This window comes from Pseudomonas sp. NPDC090752 (assembly GCF_055584805.1).
The window spans coordinates 46,166-60,034 of the sequence record NZ_JBVJLI010000011.1; the positions used below are offsets into that span (position 1 = coordinate 46,166).

Annotated in this window: 12 protein-coding genes; 9 read left to right on the top strand and 3 right to left on the bottom strand. The window is 64.8% G+C overall.

Annotation, left to right across the window (positions count from 1 at the left end):
- Positions 1-8 precede the first annotated feature (8 nt).
- From ACZ6YA_RS16010 to ACZ6YA_RS16025, 4 genes are all read left to right on the top strand, one after another.
- Positions 9-935 (top strand): 4-hydroxyproline epimerase, encoded by a 927-nt coding sequence (locus ACZ6YA_RS16010; RefSeq protein ID WP_465898090.1) that lies wholly within the window; start codon positions 9-11, stop codon positions 933-935.
- 41 nt (positions 936-976) lie between these two features.
- A complete protein-coding gene (locus tag ACZ6YA_RS16015; RefSeq protein WP_465898091.1) occupies positions 977-1,924 on the top strand; it encodes a dihydrodipicolinate synthase family protein in 948 nt (315 codons plus the stop codon).
- Between the two features lie 128 nt (positions 1,925-2,052).
- Positions 2,053-3,630 (top strand): aldehyde dehydrogenase (NADP(+)), encoded by a 1,578-nt coding sequence (locus ACZ6YA_RS16020; protein WP_465898092.1) that lies wholly within the window; start codon positions 2,053-2,055, stop codon positions 3,628-3,630.
- 3 nt (positions 3,631-3,633) lie between these two features.
- A complete protein-coding gene (locus ACZ6YA_RS16025) occupies positions 3,634-4,878 on the top strand; it encodes an NAD(P)/FAD-dependent oxidoreductase (RefSeq protein WP_465898093.1) in 1,245 nt (414 codons plus the stop codon).
- A 112-nt stretch (positions 4,879-4,990) separates the two neighbouring features.
- Here the strand turns inward: ACZ6YA_RS16025 and ACZ6YA_RS16030 are convergent, their stop codons facing one another.
- Positions 4,991-5,791, bottom strand: a complete 801-nt coding sequence (locus tag ACZ6YA_RS16030) for a response regulator transcription factor (RefSeq protein ID WP_465898095.1) — start codon at positions 5,789-5,791, stop codon at positions 4,991-4,993.
- 191 nt (positions 5,792-5,982) lie between these two features.
- Here ACZ6YA_RS16030 and ACZ6YA_RS16035 point away from each other — a divergent pair, with 191 nt between their 5' ends.
- Together ACZ6YA_RS16035 and ACZ6YA_RS16040 are read left to right on the top strand one after the other, a co-directional pair.
- Positions 5,983-7,332: an APC family permease gene (locus ACZ6YA_RS16035; protein WP_465898096.1), complete on the top strand. Its 1,350-nt coding sequence runs from the start codon at positions 5,983-5,985 to the stop codon at positions 7,330-7,332.
- A 15-nt stretch (positions 7,333-7,347) separates the two neighbouring features.
- The gene (locus ACZ6YA_RS16040) at positions 7,348-8,445 is read left to right on the top strand and encodes a DmpA family aminopeptidase (RefSeq protein ID WP_465898097.1); all 1,098 of its coding nucleotides are present in this window, start codon (positions 7,348-7,350) and stop codon (positions 8,443-8,445) included.
- A 144-nt stretch (positions 8,446-8,589) separates the two neighbouring features.
- Here the strand turns inward: ACZ6YA_RS16040 and xenA are convergent, their stop codons facing one another.
- Positions 8,590-9,681 carry a xenobiotic reductase XenA gene (gene xenA, locus ACZ6YA_RS16045; protein ID WP_465898098.1) on the bottom strand — a complete coding sequence of 364 codons (1,092 nt, stop codon included), beginning with the start codon at positions 9,679-9,681 and terminating at the stop codon, positions 8,590-8,592.
- Positions 9,682-9,731: 50 nt separating this feature from the next.
- Between xenA and ACZ6YA_RS16050 the strand changes: the two genes are divergently transcribed.
- Complete coding sequence (locus ACZ6YA_RS16050) at positions 9,732-10,067, top strand: ArsR/SmtB family transcription factor (protein WP_465898099.1); 336 nt, start codon at positions 9,732-9,734, stop codon at positions 10,065-10,067.
- A 167-nt stretch (positions 10,068-10,234) separates the two neighbouring features.
- Here ACZ6YA_RS16050 and mqo read toward each other — a convergent pair whose 3' ends face one another.
- Positions 10,235-11,872, bottom strand: coding sequence for a malate dehydrogenase (quinone) (mqo, locus tag ACZ6YA_RS16055; protein WP_465898100.1), 1,638 nt, complete (start codon positions 11,870-11,872; stop codon positions 10,235-10,237).
- A 331-nt stretch (positions 11,873-12,203) separates the two neighbouring features.
- On the opposite strand from mqo, the gene ACZ6YA_RS16060 reads away from it, so the two are divergent.
- Together ACZ6YA_RS16060 and ACZ6YA_RS16065 are read left to right on the top strand one after the other, a co-directional pair.
- Positions 12,204-12,734 (top strand): sigma-70 family RNA polymerase sigma factor, encoded by a 531-nt coding sequence (locus ACZ6YA_RS16060; RefSeq protein ID WP_465898101.1) that lies wholly within the window; start codon positions 12,204-12,206, stop codon positions 12,732-12,734.
- Between the two features lie 4 nt (positions 12,735-12,738).
- Positions 12,739-13,704 carry a FecR domain-containing protein gene (locus ACZ6YA_RS16065; protein WP_465898102.1) on the top strand — a complete coding sequence of 322 codons (966 nt, stop codon included), beginning with the start codon at positions 12,739-12,741 and terminating at the stop codon, positions 13,702-13,704.
- Positions 13,705-13,869: the final 165 nt, after the last annotated feature.

The following is a 13,869-nucleotide window of genomic DNA, read 5'->3' on the forward strand; positions in this document are numbered from 1 at the left end:
ACATGACCATGAAACACGTTCACGTCATCGACTCGCATACCGGCGGCGAACCGACCCGCCTGGTGCTCGAAGGCTTCCCGCAACTGCACGGCCGCAGCATGGCCGAGCAGCGCGACGAACTGCGCGAGCTACATGACGCCTGGCGCCGTGCTTGCCTGCTGGAGCCACGCGGCAACGACGTGCTGGTTGGTGCACTGCACTGCCCACCGGTATCGCCAGGCGCCACCTGCGGGGTGATCTTCTTCAACAACGCTGGCTACCTGAACATGTGTGGCCACGGCACCATCGGCCTGGTCGCCTCGCTGCAGCACCTGGGCCTGATCGGGCCAGGCGAGCACCTGATCGACACGCCGGTTGGCCAAGTCAGCGCCACCCTGCATGAAGATGGCGCGGTCACCGTCGGCAACGTGCCGTCCTACCGCTACCGCCAGCAAGTGCCGGTCGAGGTGCCAGGCCACGGCGTGGTGCTCGGCGACATCGCCTGGGGCGGCAACTGGTTCTTCCTGGTTGCCGAGCATGGCCAGCGCATCGAGCTGGACAACCGCGAAGCCCTGACCGAATACACCTGGGCAATGCTCAAGGCCCTCGAAGCGCAAGGCATCACCGGCGAAAACGGCGCCCCTATCGACCATGTCGAACTGTTCGCCGACGACCCTCACGCCGACAGCCGCAACTTCGTCATGTGCCCCGGCAAGTCCTACGACCGCTCGCCCTGCGGCACCGGCACCAGCGCCAAGCTGGCGTGCCTGGCCGCCGACGGCAAGCTCGCCGAGGGCCAGACCTGGGTCCAGGCGAGCATCACTGGCAGCCAGTTCCACGGCCGCTACGAGCGTGAGGGCGAACGTATTCGCCCATTCATCACCGGCCGCGCCTACATGACCGCCGACAGCACCCTGTTGATCGACGAACAAGACCCTTTCGCCTGGGGCATCTGACCCCGCGTTTTCCCAACTGAATACCGCCAGGAGTGACAACAATGACCCATAACATCTTCACCGGCACCATGCCCGCCCTGATGACCCCGTGCACCGCCGAGCGCAAGCCGGACTTCGACGCCCTGGTGCGCAAGGGCCGCGAGCTGATCGAAGCGGGCATGAGCGCAGTGGTGTACTGCGGTTCGATGGGCGACTGGCCGCTGCTGACCGAGGCCGAGCGCCAGGAAGGCGTGGCGCGCCTGGTGGCCGCCGGCATCCCGACCATCGTCGGCACCGGCGCGGTGAACACCCGTGAAGCCGTGGCGCACGCCGCCCACGCGGCCAAGGTCGGTGCCGCCGGCTTGATGGTCATCCCCCGCGTGCTGTCGCGTGGCGCTTCGCTGAGCGCCCAGAAGCACCATTTCGCGGCGATCCTGCAGGCCGCGCCGAAGCTGCCGGCGGTGATCTACAACAGCCCGTACTACGGCTTCGCCACCCGCGCCGACCTGTTCTTCGAACTGCGCCGCGAGTACCCGAACCTGATCGGCTTCAAGGAGTTCGGTGGCGGCGCCGACCTGCGCTATGCCGCCGAGCACATCACCTCCAAGGACGACGACGTGACCCTGATGGTTGGCGTCGATACCCAGGTGGTGCATGGCTTCGTCAACTGCAACGCCACCGGCGCCATCACCGGCATCGGCAACGCCCTGCCGCGTGAAGTGCTGCAGCTGGTGCGCCTGAGCAAGCAGGCCGCCAAGGGCGACGCCAAGGCCCGCCGCCTGGCGCGTGAACTGGAATCGGCGCTGGCGGTGCTGTCGTCGTTCGATGAGGGCTGCGACCTGGTGCTGTACTACAAGCACCTGATGGTGCTCAACGGTGACACGGAGTACAGCCTGCACTTCAACGAAACCGACGCGCTCAGCGACGCCCAGCGCAACTATGCCGAACAGCAGTACGCGCTGTTCCGCACCTGGTATGCAAGCTGGTCGGCGGAGCAGAACCTGGCCTGATCCAGGGCAAGGACTGCAAATTCCCTGTGGGAGCGGGCTTGCCCGCGAAGACGTCAGTGAATTTACCTACGCCTTCGCGGGCAAGCCCGCTCCCACAGGTTACTAGACCAAATTTTGAAGGAGGCTCCATGCCCCTGACAGGCAACCTGCTGATCGGCCAGCGCGCCGTGACCGGCAGCCGCGAAGCGATCCGCGCCATCAACCCAGCCACCAACCAGGCCCTCGAACCCGCCTATGCCGGCGGCACCGGCGAACACGTGGCCCAGGCTTGCGCACTGGCCTGGGCAGCGTTCGACGACTACCGCGAAACCTCGCTGGAGCAACGCGCCACCTTTCTCGAAACCATCGCCGAGCACATCGAAGCGTTGGGCGATACTCTGATCGACCGCGCTGTGGCCGAAAGCGGCCTGCCCAAGGCGCGCATCCAGGGCGAGCGTGGCCGCACCTGCGGCCAGCTGCGCACCTTCGCCCGCGTCGTACGCAGCGGTGAATGGCTGGATGTGCGGGTCGACAATGCCCTGCCCCAGCGCCAGCCACTGCCGCGCGCCGACCTGCGCCAACGCCAGGTGGCCCTGGGCCCGGTGGCGGTGTTCGGCGCCAGCAATTTCCCCCTGGCCTTTTCCGTGGCCGGTGGCGACACCGCCTCGGCCCTGGCAGCCGGTTGCCCGGTGGTGGTCAAGGCGCATGGTGCCCACCCAGGCACCAGTGAGCTGGTCGGCCAGGCCGTGGCCCGCGCGGTGCAACAGTGCGGCCTGCCGGAAGGTGTGTTCTCGCTGCTCTACGGCGCGGGCCGCGAAGTCGGCATCGCCCTGGTCAGCGACCCGCGCATCAAGGCGGTCGGCTTTACCGGCTCGCGCAGCGGCGGAATTGCCCTGTGCCACGCTGCCCAAGCACGGCCGGAGCCGATCCCGGTGTATGCCGAGATGAGCTCGATCAACCCAGTGTTCCTGTTCGATGCGGCATTGCAGGCCCGTGGCGAAGCGTTGGCGCAAGGCTTCGTCGCCTCGCTGACCCAGGGCGCCGGCCAGTTCTGCACCAACCCCGGCCTGGTGATCGCCCGCCAAGGCCCGGCGCTGCAACGCTTCATTGACGCCGCCAGCGAACAGATACGCCAGGCGGCGGCGCAGACCATGCTTACGCCAGGCATCTTCAGCGCCTATGAAGCCGGTGTCGGCGCGCTGACCGAAAACGCCAATGCCCAGGTCGCGGCCAGCGGCCAACCCTCACAAGGCCCGAACCAGTGTCAGGCGCAGCTGTTCGTCACTCAGGCCAGCGCATTCCTGGCTGACCCGGCGTTGCAGGGCGAAGTATTCGGTGCCGCTTCTCTGATAGTTGGCTGCGACAGCGATGAGCAGGTCAAGCAGGTCGCCGAACACCTGGAAGGCCAGCTGACGGCCACCCTGCACCTGGACGACGCCGACCTCGACAGCGCCCGCAGCCTGCTGCCCACGCTTGAACGCAAGGCCGGGCGTATCCTGGTCAACGGCTGGCCTACCGGGGTGGAAGTGTGCGATGCGATGGTCCACGGCGGGCCATTTCCGGCGACGTCCGATGCCCGCAGCACCTCGGTTGGCACGGCGGCGATCCTGCGTTTCCTGCGCCCGGTGTGCTATCAGGACTTCCCCGACGCCTTGCTGCCGCAAGCGTTGAAACAGGGCAACCCGCTGCAGCTGCGGCGTCTGCTCGACGGTCAACGGGAACGCTGAACCATGCGTGATGCCTCCGCTGAAACCGATATCGCCGTGGTCGGCGCCGGCATCGTCGGTGTCGCCTGCGCCCTGCAACTGGCCCGCCAGGGCCGCCAGGTGCTGCTGATTGACCGCCAACCCCCGGGTCACGGCGCCTCTTACGGCAACGCCGGGCACCTGGCCACCGAACAGGTGTTCCCGATCGCCGACCTGTCGATCCTCAAGCGCCTGCCGCGCATGCTGCTGGACCCGATGGGGCCACTGCGCCTGGATTGGAAATACCTGCCCACGGCGATGCCCTGGTTCGCCCGGCTGCTGCTCAACCTGCGCCCGGCGCCGTTCCAACGCAGCGTGGCCGGCATTCGTACGTTGAACGAGGGCAGCCTAGGCGCCTGGCAGCGCCTGCTCGGCTCTATCGGGCGTAGCGACCTGTTCAAGGAAGACGGCTCGTTGCTGATGTTCGAACGCGCCGAGTCGCGCCAGGCGCTGGAGGCGTTGCGCGCGCGAATGCAACAGCAAGCGGTGCCGGTGGAGTTCTGGTCGGCCGACACAGTGCGCGCGGCGGCGCCCCAGTTGAACCCAGCGATCCTGGGCGGCCTGTTCTTCCCCCGGACCGGGCATTTCATCGACCCCTACCAAGTGGTCTGTGAACTGTTCGAGGCGGCCAGGGCCAGTGGCGTGCGCTTCGTCCAGGCGCAGGTCGCGGGCGGTCAGTTGAACGCTGATGGGGTGCAGCTGAACAGCGACCAGGGCACGTTGAATGCGCGCCAGGTGCTGATCAGTTGCGGCGCGCACTCCGCGCACCTGACCGCCGCCCTGACCGGCAAGCGGGTACCCCTGGACACGGAGCGCGGCTATCACCTGATGCTGCCTGGCGAGCAGCAGCGCTTGCCGTTCGCCGTTACTTCGCTGGAGCGCAAGTTCATCATGACGCCAATGGCCGAAGGGCTGCGCCTGGCCGGTACAGTGGAGTTCGCTGGGTTGGATGCGCCGCCGAGCATGCAGCGGGCGTGGCAGCTGCACCGGTTGAGCAAGGGGTTGTTCCAGCGTGACCTGGATGCCCAGGGGGCGACACCGTGGATGGGGTTCAGGCCTTCGTTGCCGGATTCGTTGCCGGTGATAGACCGGGTGTGTGATGGGCGGGTGCTGCTTGCGTTCGGGCATCAACACTTGGGGCTGACCCAGGCGGCGGTGACGGCGGAATGGGTGGGGGGGTTGGCTGAGGGGAGTACTGGAATGGAGGCTTATCGACTGGATCGGTTTTAGCCTGTGCGGGCCTCTTCGCGGGCAAGCCCGCTCCCACAGGATCACCGCCAACCTCAAGGGCAGCGGTGTACCTGTGGGAGCGGGCTTGCCCGCGAAAAGGCTCGCACTGACATCAAGGATTCTGCGGGTCATGCCCTAACGACTGCAGAAACAGCGAAAACAGCTCCGGCTGCGACGAGATATCAAGCTTGGTGTACAGATGCCGCCGGTGCACTTTCACCGTCTCCGGTGAAATCGCCAACCGCTCGGCCATGGCCTTTGACGAAAAACCCCGCAAAATCAGCCGAGCGATCTCCAGCTCACGATCGGACAACACCCCGGCACCGAACTGGCTGAGTGCATCGCGCACCTGCACCGCGACCGGCTCGCCCTGCCCCTGCGCGGGTTTGCGGCCGGCCTGCCAATGCTGCTGCATCAACGCCAGCACCCACGGGCAAAGCATTGCCAGCACGCCATATTGCTCGGCATCGAACGCCTGCGCCCGGCCCAGCGACAGGGTCAGGGCGCCCTGGTCAGGGAGCTGCAGGATGAACTGCACTTCGTCATTCAGGACGTTGGCCTGGAACCAGCTGACGTAGTACTCGCTCTGGTGAAACTGGTCCGGCGCCACCTCATCCAGGCGATATAGGCCACTGCCCACCGCGTCCTGGCAGGCCAGGTAGAACGGGTCGAGCTGGTACAGCCCGCTCAGGTACAACGCCATTGCCGCCGTGCCTGCCTGCGGCGTGGCGTCATGCTCTTCCTGCACCACGGGCGGGCCGCTAAGGGGGTAGAACGCCGCCAGGGCGTTATCGAACGGCAGCCAGCGATGCAGCAGCAGGATCAGCTGTTTCCAGAAACGCGGCTGGCCAATCTGCTCGATGGTCCGGCCCAGGTTGGCATGCATGCCGACTTCATGAAAAACGTTGTGCATCGTGTCGGCTCCCGTGAACGCTGATGTGATTTCCCGCCTTTGCAACGCGCGCGTCAAGGGGCGTAACCCCAAAGGGTAATTGGCCGGTGCCAGCGCCAGGCCTAGATTGCAGCCCATGCAGCCCCCAATCGAGAGGGCGCCCCTTCTTTCGTCACTGCCTCAACCCCCAATAACAATTCGAGGAAAACGACATGCACGACAGTGCGCTCAAACCCAGCCTGGGTATGCTCGATGTGGTCGCCATCACCGTCTCGGCGGTCACCCCGGCCAGTTCCGTATTCGTCATTGCACCGTTCGCCATTGCCCAGGCCGGCAGTGGTGCTTTTCTGGCGTTCGTATTGGCCGCCGTGCTGGCACTGATGTTCGCCTGGTGCTATGCCGAGCTGGGCCGTGCGCACAGCTCGGCAGGCGGCGAGTACGTGTATGCCAAGCGGGTGTTCGGCGGCATGGCCGGCTACGCCACTTTCCTGACCGTGCTGGTATCGCTGCTGTTCATCCCGCCGGTGCTGGCCACCGGCGCCGCAACCTACCTGAACAATGCGTTCGGCACCGCATTCGATACCCAGGCCGTCGCTCTGGCCATCGTCGCCGGCAGCTATGCCCTGGGCATTCTCAACATTCGCCTGAATGCCTGGGTCACCGGTGTGTTCCTGCTGTGCGAAGTCGCGGCCGTGCTGGTGATCGTGGCTTTGGGGCTGGGCAACGTCAGCCAGCCGCTGAGCGTGCTGATCACGCCCCTGCACATCGACCACGGCCTGCTGGCCGCTGCGCCCTGGGCGCTGGTGTTCGCCTCGATCGGCACTGCGCTGTTCGCCTACAACGGCTTCGGCGCTGCCGTGGTGCTGGCCGAGGACATGAAAGATGGCGGGCGCAGCATCCATCGCGCGGTCGTGTGGTCGCTGGCACTGGTGGTGGCGATTGAACTGGTGCCGATCTGCGCACTGCTGCTGGGCGCGCCGTCACTGGGGGACATGCTCGCCAGTGGCGACCCGATCGGCTACCTGCTCAACGCCCACGGCAACCCGACCCTGTCGCGGCTGGTCAGCGCCGGCATCTTCCTGTCGGTGTTCAACGCCATCATCGCCATCGTCATCCAGTCCGGACGGGTGATTTTCAGCAGTGGCCGCGACCAGCTGTGGACGCCGACCCTGAACCGCCTGTTCACCCGCATCCACCCCCGCTGGGACTCGCCCTGGCTGGCCACCCTGCTGCTGGCCGTCCCCTCGGCCGCGCTGAGCTTCAGCTCGGATCTGGAGGAGATGACCTCCTTCACCGTGCTGTTGCTGCTGATGGTCTACCTGGCCGTTGCCCTCTGCGCACTGTTCAGCCGCGTACTGCGCAGCGACCGCGAGCACCCCTACCGCATGCCTTTGTGGCCGCTGCCAGCGCTGCTGGCGGTGGTCGGCGCGGGCTACCTGCTACTCAGCGGTCTGCTTGGCGCGCCGCTTCGCGACATCCTCATCATCCTCGTGCTGCTGGCCGTCTCGGTGATCCTCTACAGCACGTACGGCAAGTTCAGCCCCGCCTTCCAGAAACTCTGACTAACAGGAGCTACCATGCGCGCTCGTCAACTTGGCATCACCCTGGGCCTTGGCCAACCCGGCACCTTCAACGCCATCACCGACGTCCCCGGTGTCCGTGTCGGCCACAGCACCTTGCTGGCCGAGGGCATTGGCAAGCAGGTCCGTACCGGGGTCACGGTGGTCCAGCCACGCCCGGAGGCGGCCCGCCTGGCGCCGTGCTTTGCCGGCGTTCACGTACTCAACGGCAACGGCGATGCCACTGGCCTTGAGTGGATCCGCGAAGCAGGCTTGCTGACCACCCCGATCGCCATCACCAACACCCACAGCGTCGGCGTGGTGCGCGATGCGCTGATCGCCGCCGAGCGCGACAGCGTGGCCGACCCGTCGGTGTATTGGTGCATGCCGGTGGTGCTGGAGACTTTCGATGGCCTGCTCAACGACATCTGGGGGCAGCATGTGGGGCCTGAGCAGGTACACGACGCGCTGGCCCGCGCCGAGCCCGGACCGGTTGCCGAGGGCGCGGTGGGCGGCGGTACCGGCATGATCTGCCATGAGTTCAAGGGCGGTATCGGTACCGCTTCAAGGCGCTTGTCGCCCGAACAAGGAGGCTGGACGGTCGGCGTGCTGGTACAGGCAAACCATGGCCAGCGCCGTGAACTGAGGGTCGATGGCTACCCAGTTGGCCGGGTGCTGGACGGCCTCCCCTCCCCCTTTGCCGAGCGCGGTGAACCGGGCATGGGTTCGATCGTGGTGATCATCGCCACCGATGCCCCGCTGCTGCCACACCAGTGCCAGCGTCTGGCCCAGCGGGCGTCGATCGGCATTGCACGGACCGGTGGCGGCACCGAGGATGCCAGCGGTGATCTGTTCGTCGCCTTCTCGACTGCCGATCAACAGCTGCCACCGGCGGCGTATGGGCGTAAAAACGTGCCGTTCAGCCAGGCGGTGCAGATGCTCAATAACGACCACATCACCCCGCTGTTCATAGCGGCGGCAGAGGCGGTGGAAGAAGCGATCGTCAATGCGATGCTGGCTGGGGAGGATATGCACACCGCGGATGGTGTACTGGTGCCGGGGTTGGGTGGGGAGCGGTTGCTGACGGCGTTGCAGGAAGTGGGGTGGCGCGGATAAGGCGCCCATGCTCTGAACCGCAGTGGCCCTTTCGCGGGCAAGCCCGCTCCCACAGGTGCTGCACTGATCTGGAAGACAGTGCTCACTTGTGGGAGCGGGCTTGCCCGCGAAGAGGCCGGTGCAGGCTACCGCTGAATCTGCAACTCAGCGATAACGTTCAAGCCAGTGTGCATACGGCGCCGGCAAGGTCCAGGCGGCTTTTTCCACGCCCAGTTCCTTGGCCGCGAAGTACGGCCAGTGCGGATCGGCCAGGTGGGCACGCCCCACCGATACCAGGTCGAGCTGGTTAGCCTTTAGCGCCCCCTCGGCCAACTGCGGCGTACCAAAGCCCCACGCCGACGTCACCGGCAGGCCCGCCTCGCGGCGCACGCGCTCGGCAATCGGCCCCATGAACGCCGGCCCCCACGGGATGTTGGTTTCAGGGATGGTGAAGCCGACGCTGACACTCAACAGGTCCAGGCCACCCGACTTGAACATGCGCGCCAGCTCGATGGACTCATCCAGGGTCTGTTCGTCACGACCGTCGTATTCCAGCACGCCGAAACGGGCCGTCAGCGGCAGGTGCTCCGGCCAGACTTCACGTACCGCCGCCAGGGTTTCCAGCAGGAAGCGGCTGCGGTTTTCGAAGCTGCCACCGTAGGCGTCGGTGCGCTGGTTGGCGTGCTCGGAGAAGAAGCTCTGGCCCAGGTAGCCATGTGCAAAGTGCAGTTCGATCCACTCAAAACCGGCATCCCGCGCACGGCGGGCGGCATCGACGAAGTCCTGCTTGACCCGGGCGATGTCGTCCAAAGTCATTTCGCCGGGCACTTTCGGCAGGTGGGCGCCGAAGGCGATGGCCGACGGGGCGATCGTGTTCCAGCCGCGCGCATCGTCAGCAGCGATATGGTCGTCACCTTCCCACGGGCGATTGGCGCTGGCCTTGCGCCCGGCGTGGGCGATCTGAATGCCAGGTACCGAACCTGCAGCCTTGATCGCCTGCACCACAGGCACGAATGCCTGGGCGTGAGCGTCGCTCCAGATACCGGCGCAGCCGGGGGTGATGCGCCCTTCCGGTGACACTGCGGTGGCCTCGACCACCAGCAGGCCGGCACCGCCTCGGGCAAGGCTGGCGTAATGCACCTGATGCCAGTCGTTGATCATGCCGTCCTCAGCCATGTACTGGCACATCGGCGGGATGGCGATGCGGTTGCGCAGGCTGACGTCTTTGAGCGCGTAGGGTTCGAACAATGCGGACATGGGAAGACTCCGGGGTCATCTGAATACGATAGTTCGATCATAATCGAACTATGGCAATTAATGAAACCCCCGTTATCATGGCGGCCATGCGAGCCTATAAACACCCCAACGCTGAAGACCTGATTCTCGAGCGCCTGTTGTACGCCTTGAGCGACCCCGTGCGCCTGGAGATCGTACGCCACCTGGCGAGCGTGGCCGAAGCCAGCTGCGGCGAGCTGGACGGTGGCCGGCCGAAGTCGAGCATGTCCCATCACTTCCGCGTGCTGCGCGATGCGGGGCTGGTGCATACGCGCAATGTCGGCACTACCCATATGAATTCACTGCGCAGCGAAATGCTCGACGAGCGGTTTCCTGGGCTGCTGGAGTGCATCCTGCGGCAGCGGTGAAACAGTGCCGGCCCTTTCGCGGGGAAAGCCCGCTCCCACAGAGACAGCACATTGCTTGAGACTGGTGTGCATCCTGTGGGAGCGGGCTTGCCCCGCGAAGAGGCCGGTACAGGCATAAAAAAAGCCACGGAGTCATCCCCGTGGCTTTCGATCACAACAATGGCCTATTACAGCGCCATGTCGTTCTCAGGCTTGCTTTCAACCGGCTTGCTCACAGCAGTGGTGGTACCCACGCTCTGGTCGATCACCGGCGGCTTCTCCAGCTGCAGGATTTCAGCGGTGTAGTTCCACTCTTGCTGGGTGGCTGCCGCCGAATCATTGAGCTTGGTGCCGTAGCTCGGCACGATCTCTTTGATCTTGGCTTGCCATTCAGGCGTGGCGACCTTCTCTTTGAACACGGTTTCCAGCACGTTCAGCATGATCGGCGCGGCGGTCGAGGCACCTGGCGAGGCGCCCAGCAGGCCAGCGATTGTGCGGTCCTGCGAGGCCACGACTTCGGTGCCCAGCTTGAGCACGCCGCCCTTCTCTGCGTCACGCTTGATGATCTGCACGCGCTGGCCAGCCTGCCACAATTTCCAGTCTTCTTTCTTGGCGTCCGGGAAGTAGGTGCGCAGCGCTTCGAAGCGGTCATCATCCGACAGCATCAACTGGCCAGCGAGGTACTCGACCAGCGGGTACTGCTCGATACCGACCTTGGTCATCGGCCACACGTTGTGCAGGGTGGTGCTGCCCAGCAGGTCCAGGTACGAACCGTTCTTCAGGAACTTGGTCGAGAAGGTGGCGAATGGCCCGAACAGGATCACGCGCTTGCCGTCCAGCACGCGGGTGTCCAGGTGCGGTACCGACATGGGTGGCGCACCGGTCGAGGCGATGCCGTAGGCCTTGGCCATGTGCTGCATGGCGATGGTCGGGTTCTCGGTCACCAAGAACGAGCCACCTACCGGGAAGCCTGCATATTCCTTGGCTTCAGGAATGCCCGACTTCTGCAGCAGCTTCAGCGCGCCGCCACCGGCACCGATGAACAGGAACTTGGCGTCGGTGGCCGACTCGGTACCGTCCTTCAGGTTCTTGTACTCGACGTGCCAGGAGCCGTCCTTGTTGCGGGTGATGTCCTGGACTTCGCTGGACAGTTGCAGGGTGAACTTGTCCTGGGTCTTCAGGTGGCCAACGAACTGGCGGGTGATCTCGCCGAAGTTGACGTCGGTGCCGATCGGGGCCCAGGTCACCGCCAGCTTCTGGTTCGGGTCGCGGCCTTCCATCATCAGCGGGACCCACTTGGCGATCTGCGCGTGGTCCTCGGAGTACTGCATCGGGCGGAACAGCGGGCTGGCTTGCAGCGCGTCGTAACGCTTCTTGAGGAACTTGATGTTGTCATCGCCCCAGACGAAGCTCATGTGCGGGGTGGTGTTGATGAACGAGTGCGGGTTCTTCAGCACGCCCTGACGGACCTGCCACGACCAGAACTGGCGGGAGATCTGGAAGGCTTCGTTGATCTCGATGGCCTTGGTGATGTTGACGTTGCCGTCTTTGTCTTCGGGGGTATAGTTCAGCTCAGCCAGCGCGGAGTGGCCGGTACCGGCGTTGTTCCAGCCGTTGGAGCTTTCCTCGGCGACGCCGTCCAGGCGCTCGACCATTTCCATCGACCAGCTTGGCTCCAGCTCGTGCAACCACACGGCCAGGGTGGAGCTCATGATGCCGCCGCCGACCAGCAGCACATCGACTTTCTTGGTTTCTGCGGCGTGCGCTTGCATGAAGCTCGCGGCGACAGCCAGACCCAGCAAGGTCTTGCCAGCTTTCTTGAACATTGATCAATTCCAGTCAGTAGAACGGAGATAGGGCCTGTGGCTGGCCCAGGTGCTTCGTGTTCTTCCGCGCAGGCTTGTTGTGATCATTGTTCAGCGGCTTAAAGAACCAGAAAACGACCCAGGCTTTTGTCGAATTGACCGACAGGGCTGAATCGTTTCGGGGATTGTATATGAAATGCCAGCACAAACAAATTGCGGGGTCCGAGGCAAGGCGTCAGGTTGTCTCATGCTGGCCAACCGCTCATCGAAGCGATTGCAGTATCGATCAAGCACCCCTAGTATTGCGATCATTTCTCATTCGCACCACTACGCGCTTGCGCCGGATGCCGCCATGGTTTCGACTCCTGAGCCGAACGTTTCGGTTCATACCCTGTACCAAAGCCATTCGCGCTGGCTGCTGGGGTTCTTGTACCGACGCCTGGGCAACCGGCCAGATGCCGCCGACCTGGTACAGGACACCTTCATGCGCCTGCTCCTGCGCCCGCGCCAGTTCGATGGCCAGACGGGCGAGCGCTCCTACCTGGCGACCATCGCCCGCGGCCTGTGCATCGACCATTGGCGCCGACACAAGCTGGAACAGGCCTGGCTGGAGCATCTGGCCCTGCAGCCAGTCGCCCTGCAGCCCTCCCCCGAGCAGCGTGCGCTGATCGTCGAAACCCTGCACGAGGTCGACGCCATGCTCCTGCGCCTGCCGGGCAAGGTGCGCCAGGCATTTTTGCTGGCGCAGGTCGACGGCCTGGCCTATCGCGATATCGCCGCGCACGTGGGTGTCAGCGAGCGCATGGTCAAGAAGTACCTGGCCCAGGCGTTTCTGCATTGCGCCATCCTCGAAGCCGAACTCGACGGCCTGTTGGTAGAATGACGCCATGACCCTTGCCGCACAGAAACTCAGCCATGCCAGCCTGCAGGCAGCCGCGCACTGGTACGTGCAACTGCAGGATGAACACGTCACCTCACAGGTGCGCCAGCAGTGGCAACACTGGCTCGACCAGCATGGTGACCACCAGGCTGCCTGGCATTACGTGCAACGGGTCGGCCAGCGTTTCGCACCCTTGCAGGTCGAAGCAATGGGTACTGGCCGAGTATTGCGAGAGCAGGATCCGCGCCGATTCAGCCGCCGCAGCGGGCTCAAGGCTTTGCTAGTGCTTGGTGCCAGCTCACTGATCGGCTGGAACGCCTGGCGCGGGACAGCCCTGTCGGGCTGGACTGCTGACCTGGCCACCGGCATCGGCGAAACCCGGGAAACCCGTCTTGCCGACGGCAGCCACCTATGGCTCGGCGCACAGAGCGCCGTGGACCTGGATTTCTCGGTACTTGCCCGTGAACTGCACCTGCGTTTCGGCGAGTTGTTGCTGGAAACGGCGTCTGACGCGCAACGCCCGTTCTTCGTCGACACCGCGCAAGGGCGCATGCAGGCGTTGGGTACGCGCTTCGCCGTCTGCCAGCAAGGCCAGAACACGCGGCTGACCGTGTATGGCGGCGCAGTCGCGGTGTGCACGGCGCTCAGCGGTGAGCGCAGGATCGTCCAGGCAGGCCAGCAGTTGGACTTTACTGCGCAGGCCCTCGGCACCATGGGGCCAGCACAGAGTTCCGGCGAGTCGTGGATCCACCGCCGCCTGAATGCCGAGGACATGCCACTGGCGCAACTGCTGCGGACACTGGGCCGCTACCGTCATGGCCACCTGGGTTGGCACCCCGAGGTCGCCCAGTTATCGGTCATGGGTGCTTTCCCGCTCGACGACACCGAACGCGCCCTCGATTTATTGCAGGCTGCACTGCCGGTACGCGTGCAGCGGATGACGCCCTGGTGGGTCAGCGTCGAGCCGGCTTGATCTTGAAGTCACTACATCGAAATCCAGAGTTTCTGCAGTCTCTGTGGGAGCGGGCTTGCCCGCGAATAAGGCAGCGCAGTGTGTGGCACCGGCTTTGCCGGTGTTCGCGGGCAAGCCCGCTCCCACAGGTTTAGTGCACGGAAGCAAAAAATCACCCATCCGGTT

Bases quoted from the DNA above. Each gene is read 5' to 3' on its own strand.
- ACZ6YA_RS16010 (WP_465898090.1), top strand. From the start codon at position 9: ATGAAACACGTTCACGTCATCGACTCGCATACCGGCGGCGAACCGACC.
- ACZ6YA_RS16015 (WP_465898091.1), top strand. From the start codon at position 977: ATGACCCATAACATCTTCACCGGCACCATGCCCGCCCTGATGACCCCG.
- ACZ6YA_RS16020 (WP_465898092.1), top strand. From the start codon at position 2,053: ATGCCCCTGACAGGCAACCTGCTGATCGGCCAGCGCGCCGTGACCGGC.
- ACZ6YA_RS16025 (WP_465898093.1), top strand. From the start codon at position 3,634: ATGCGTGATGCCTCCGCTGAAACCGATATCGCCGTGGTCGGCGCCGGC.
- ACZ6YA_RS16030 (WP_465898095.1), bottom strand. From the start codon at position 5,791: ATGCACAACGTTTTTCATGAAGTCGGCATGCATGCCAACCTGGGCCGG.
- ACZ6YA_RS16035 (WP_465898096.1), top strand. From the start codon at position 5,983: ATGCACGACAGTGCGCTCAAACCCAGCCTGGGTATGCTCGATGTGGTC.
- ACZ6YA_RS16040 (WP_465898097.1), top strand. From the start codon at position 7,348: ATGCGCGCTCGTCAACTTGGCATCACCCTGGGCCTTGGCCAACCCGGC.
- xenA (WP_465898098.1), bottom strand. From the start codon at position 9,681: ATGTCCGCATTGTTCGAACCCTACGCGCTCAAAGACGTCAGCCTGCGC.
- ACZ6YA_RS16050 (WP_465898099.1), top strand. From the start codon at position 9,732: ATGGCAATTAATGAAACCCCCGTTATCATGGCGGCCATGCGAGCCTAT.
- mqo (WP_465898100.1), bottom strand. From the start codon at position 11,872: ATGTTCAAGAAAGCTGGCAAGACCTTGCTGGGTCTGGCTGTCGCCGCG.
- ACZ6YA_RS16060 (WP_465898101.1), top strand. From the start codon at position 12,204: ATGGTTTCGACTCCTGAGCCGAACGTTTCGGTTCATACCCTGTACCAA.
- ACZ6YA_RS16065 (WP_465898102.1), top strand. From the start codon at position 12,739: ATGACCCTTGCCGCACAGAAACTCAGCCATGCCAGCCTGCAGGCAGCC.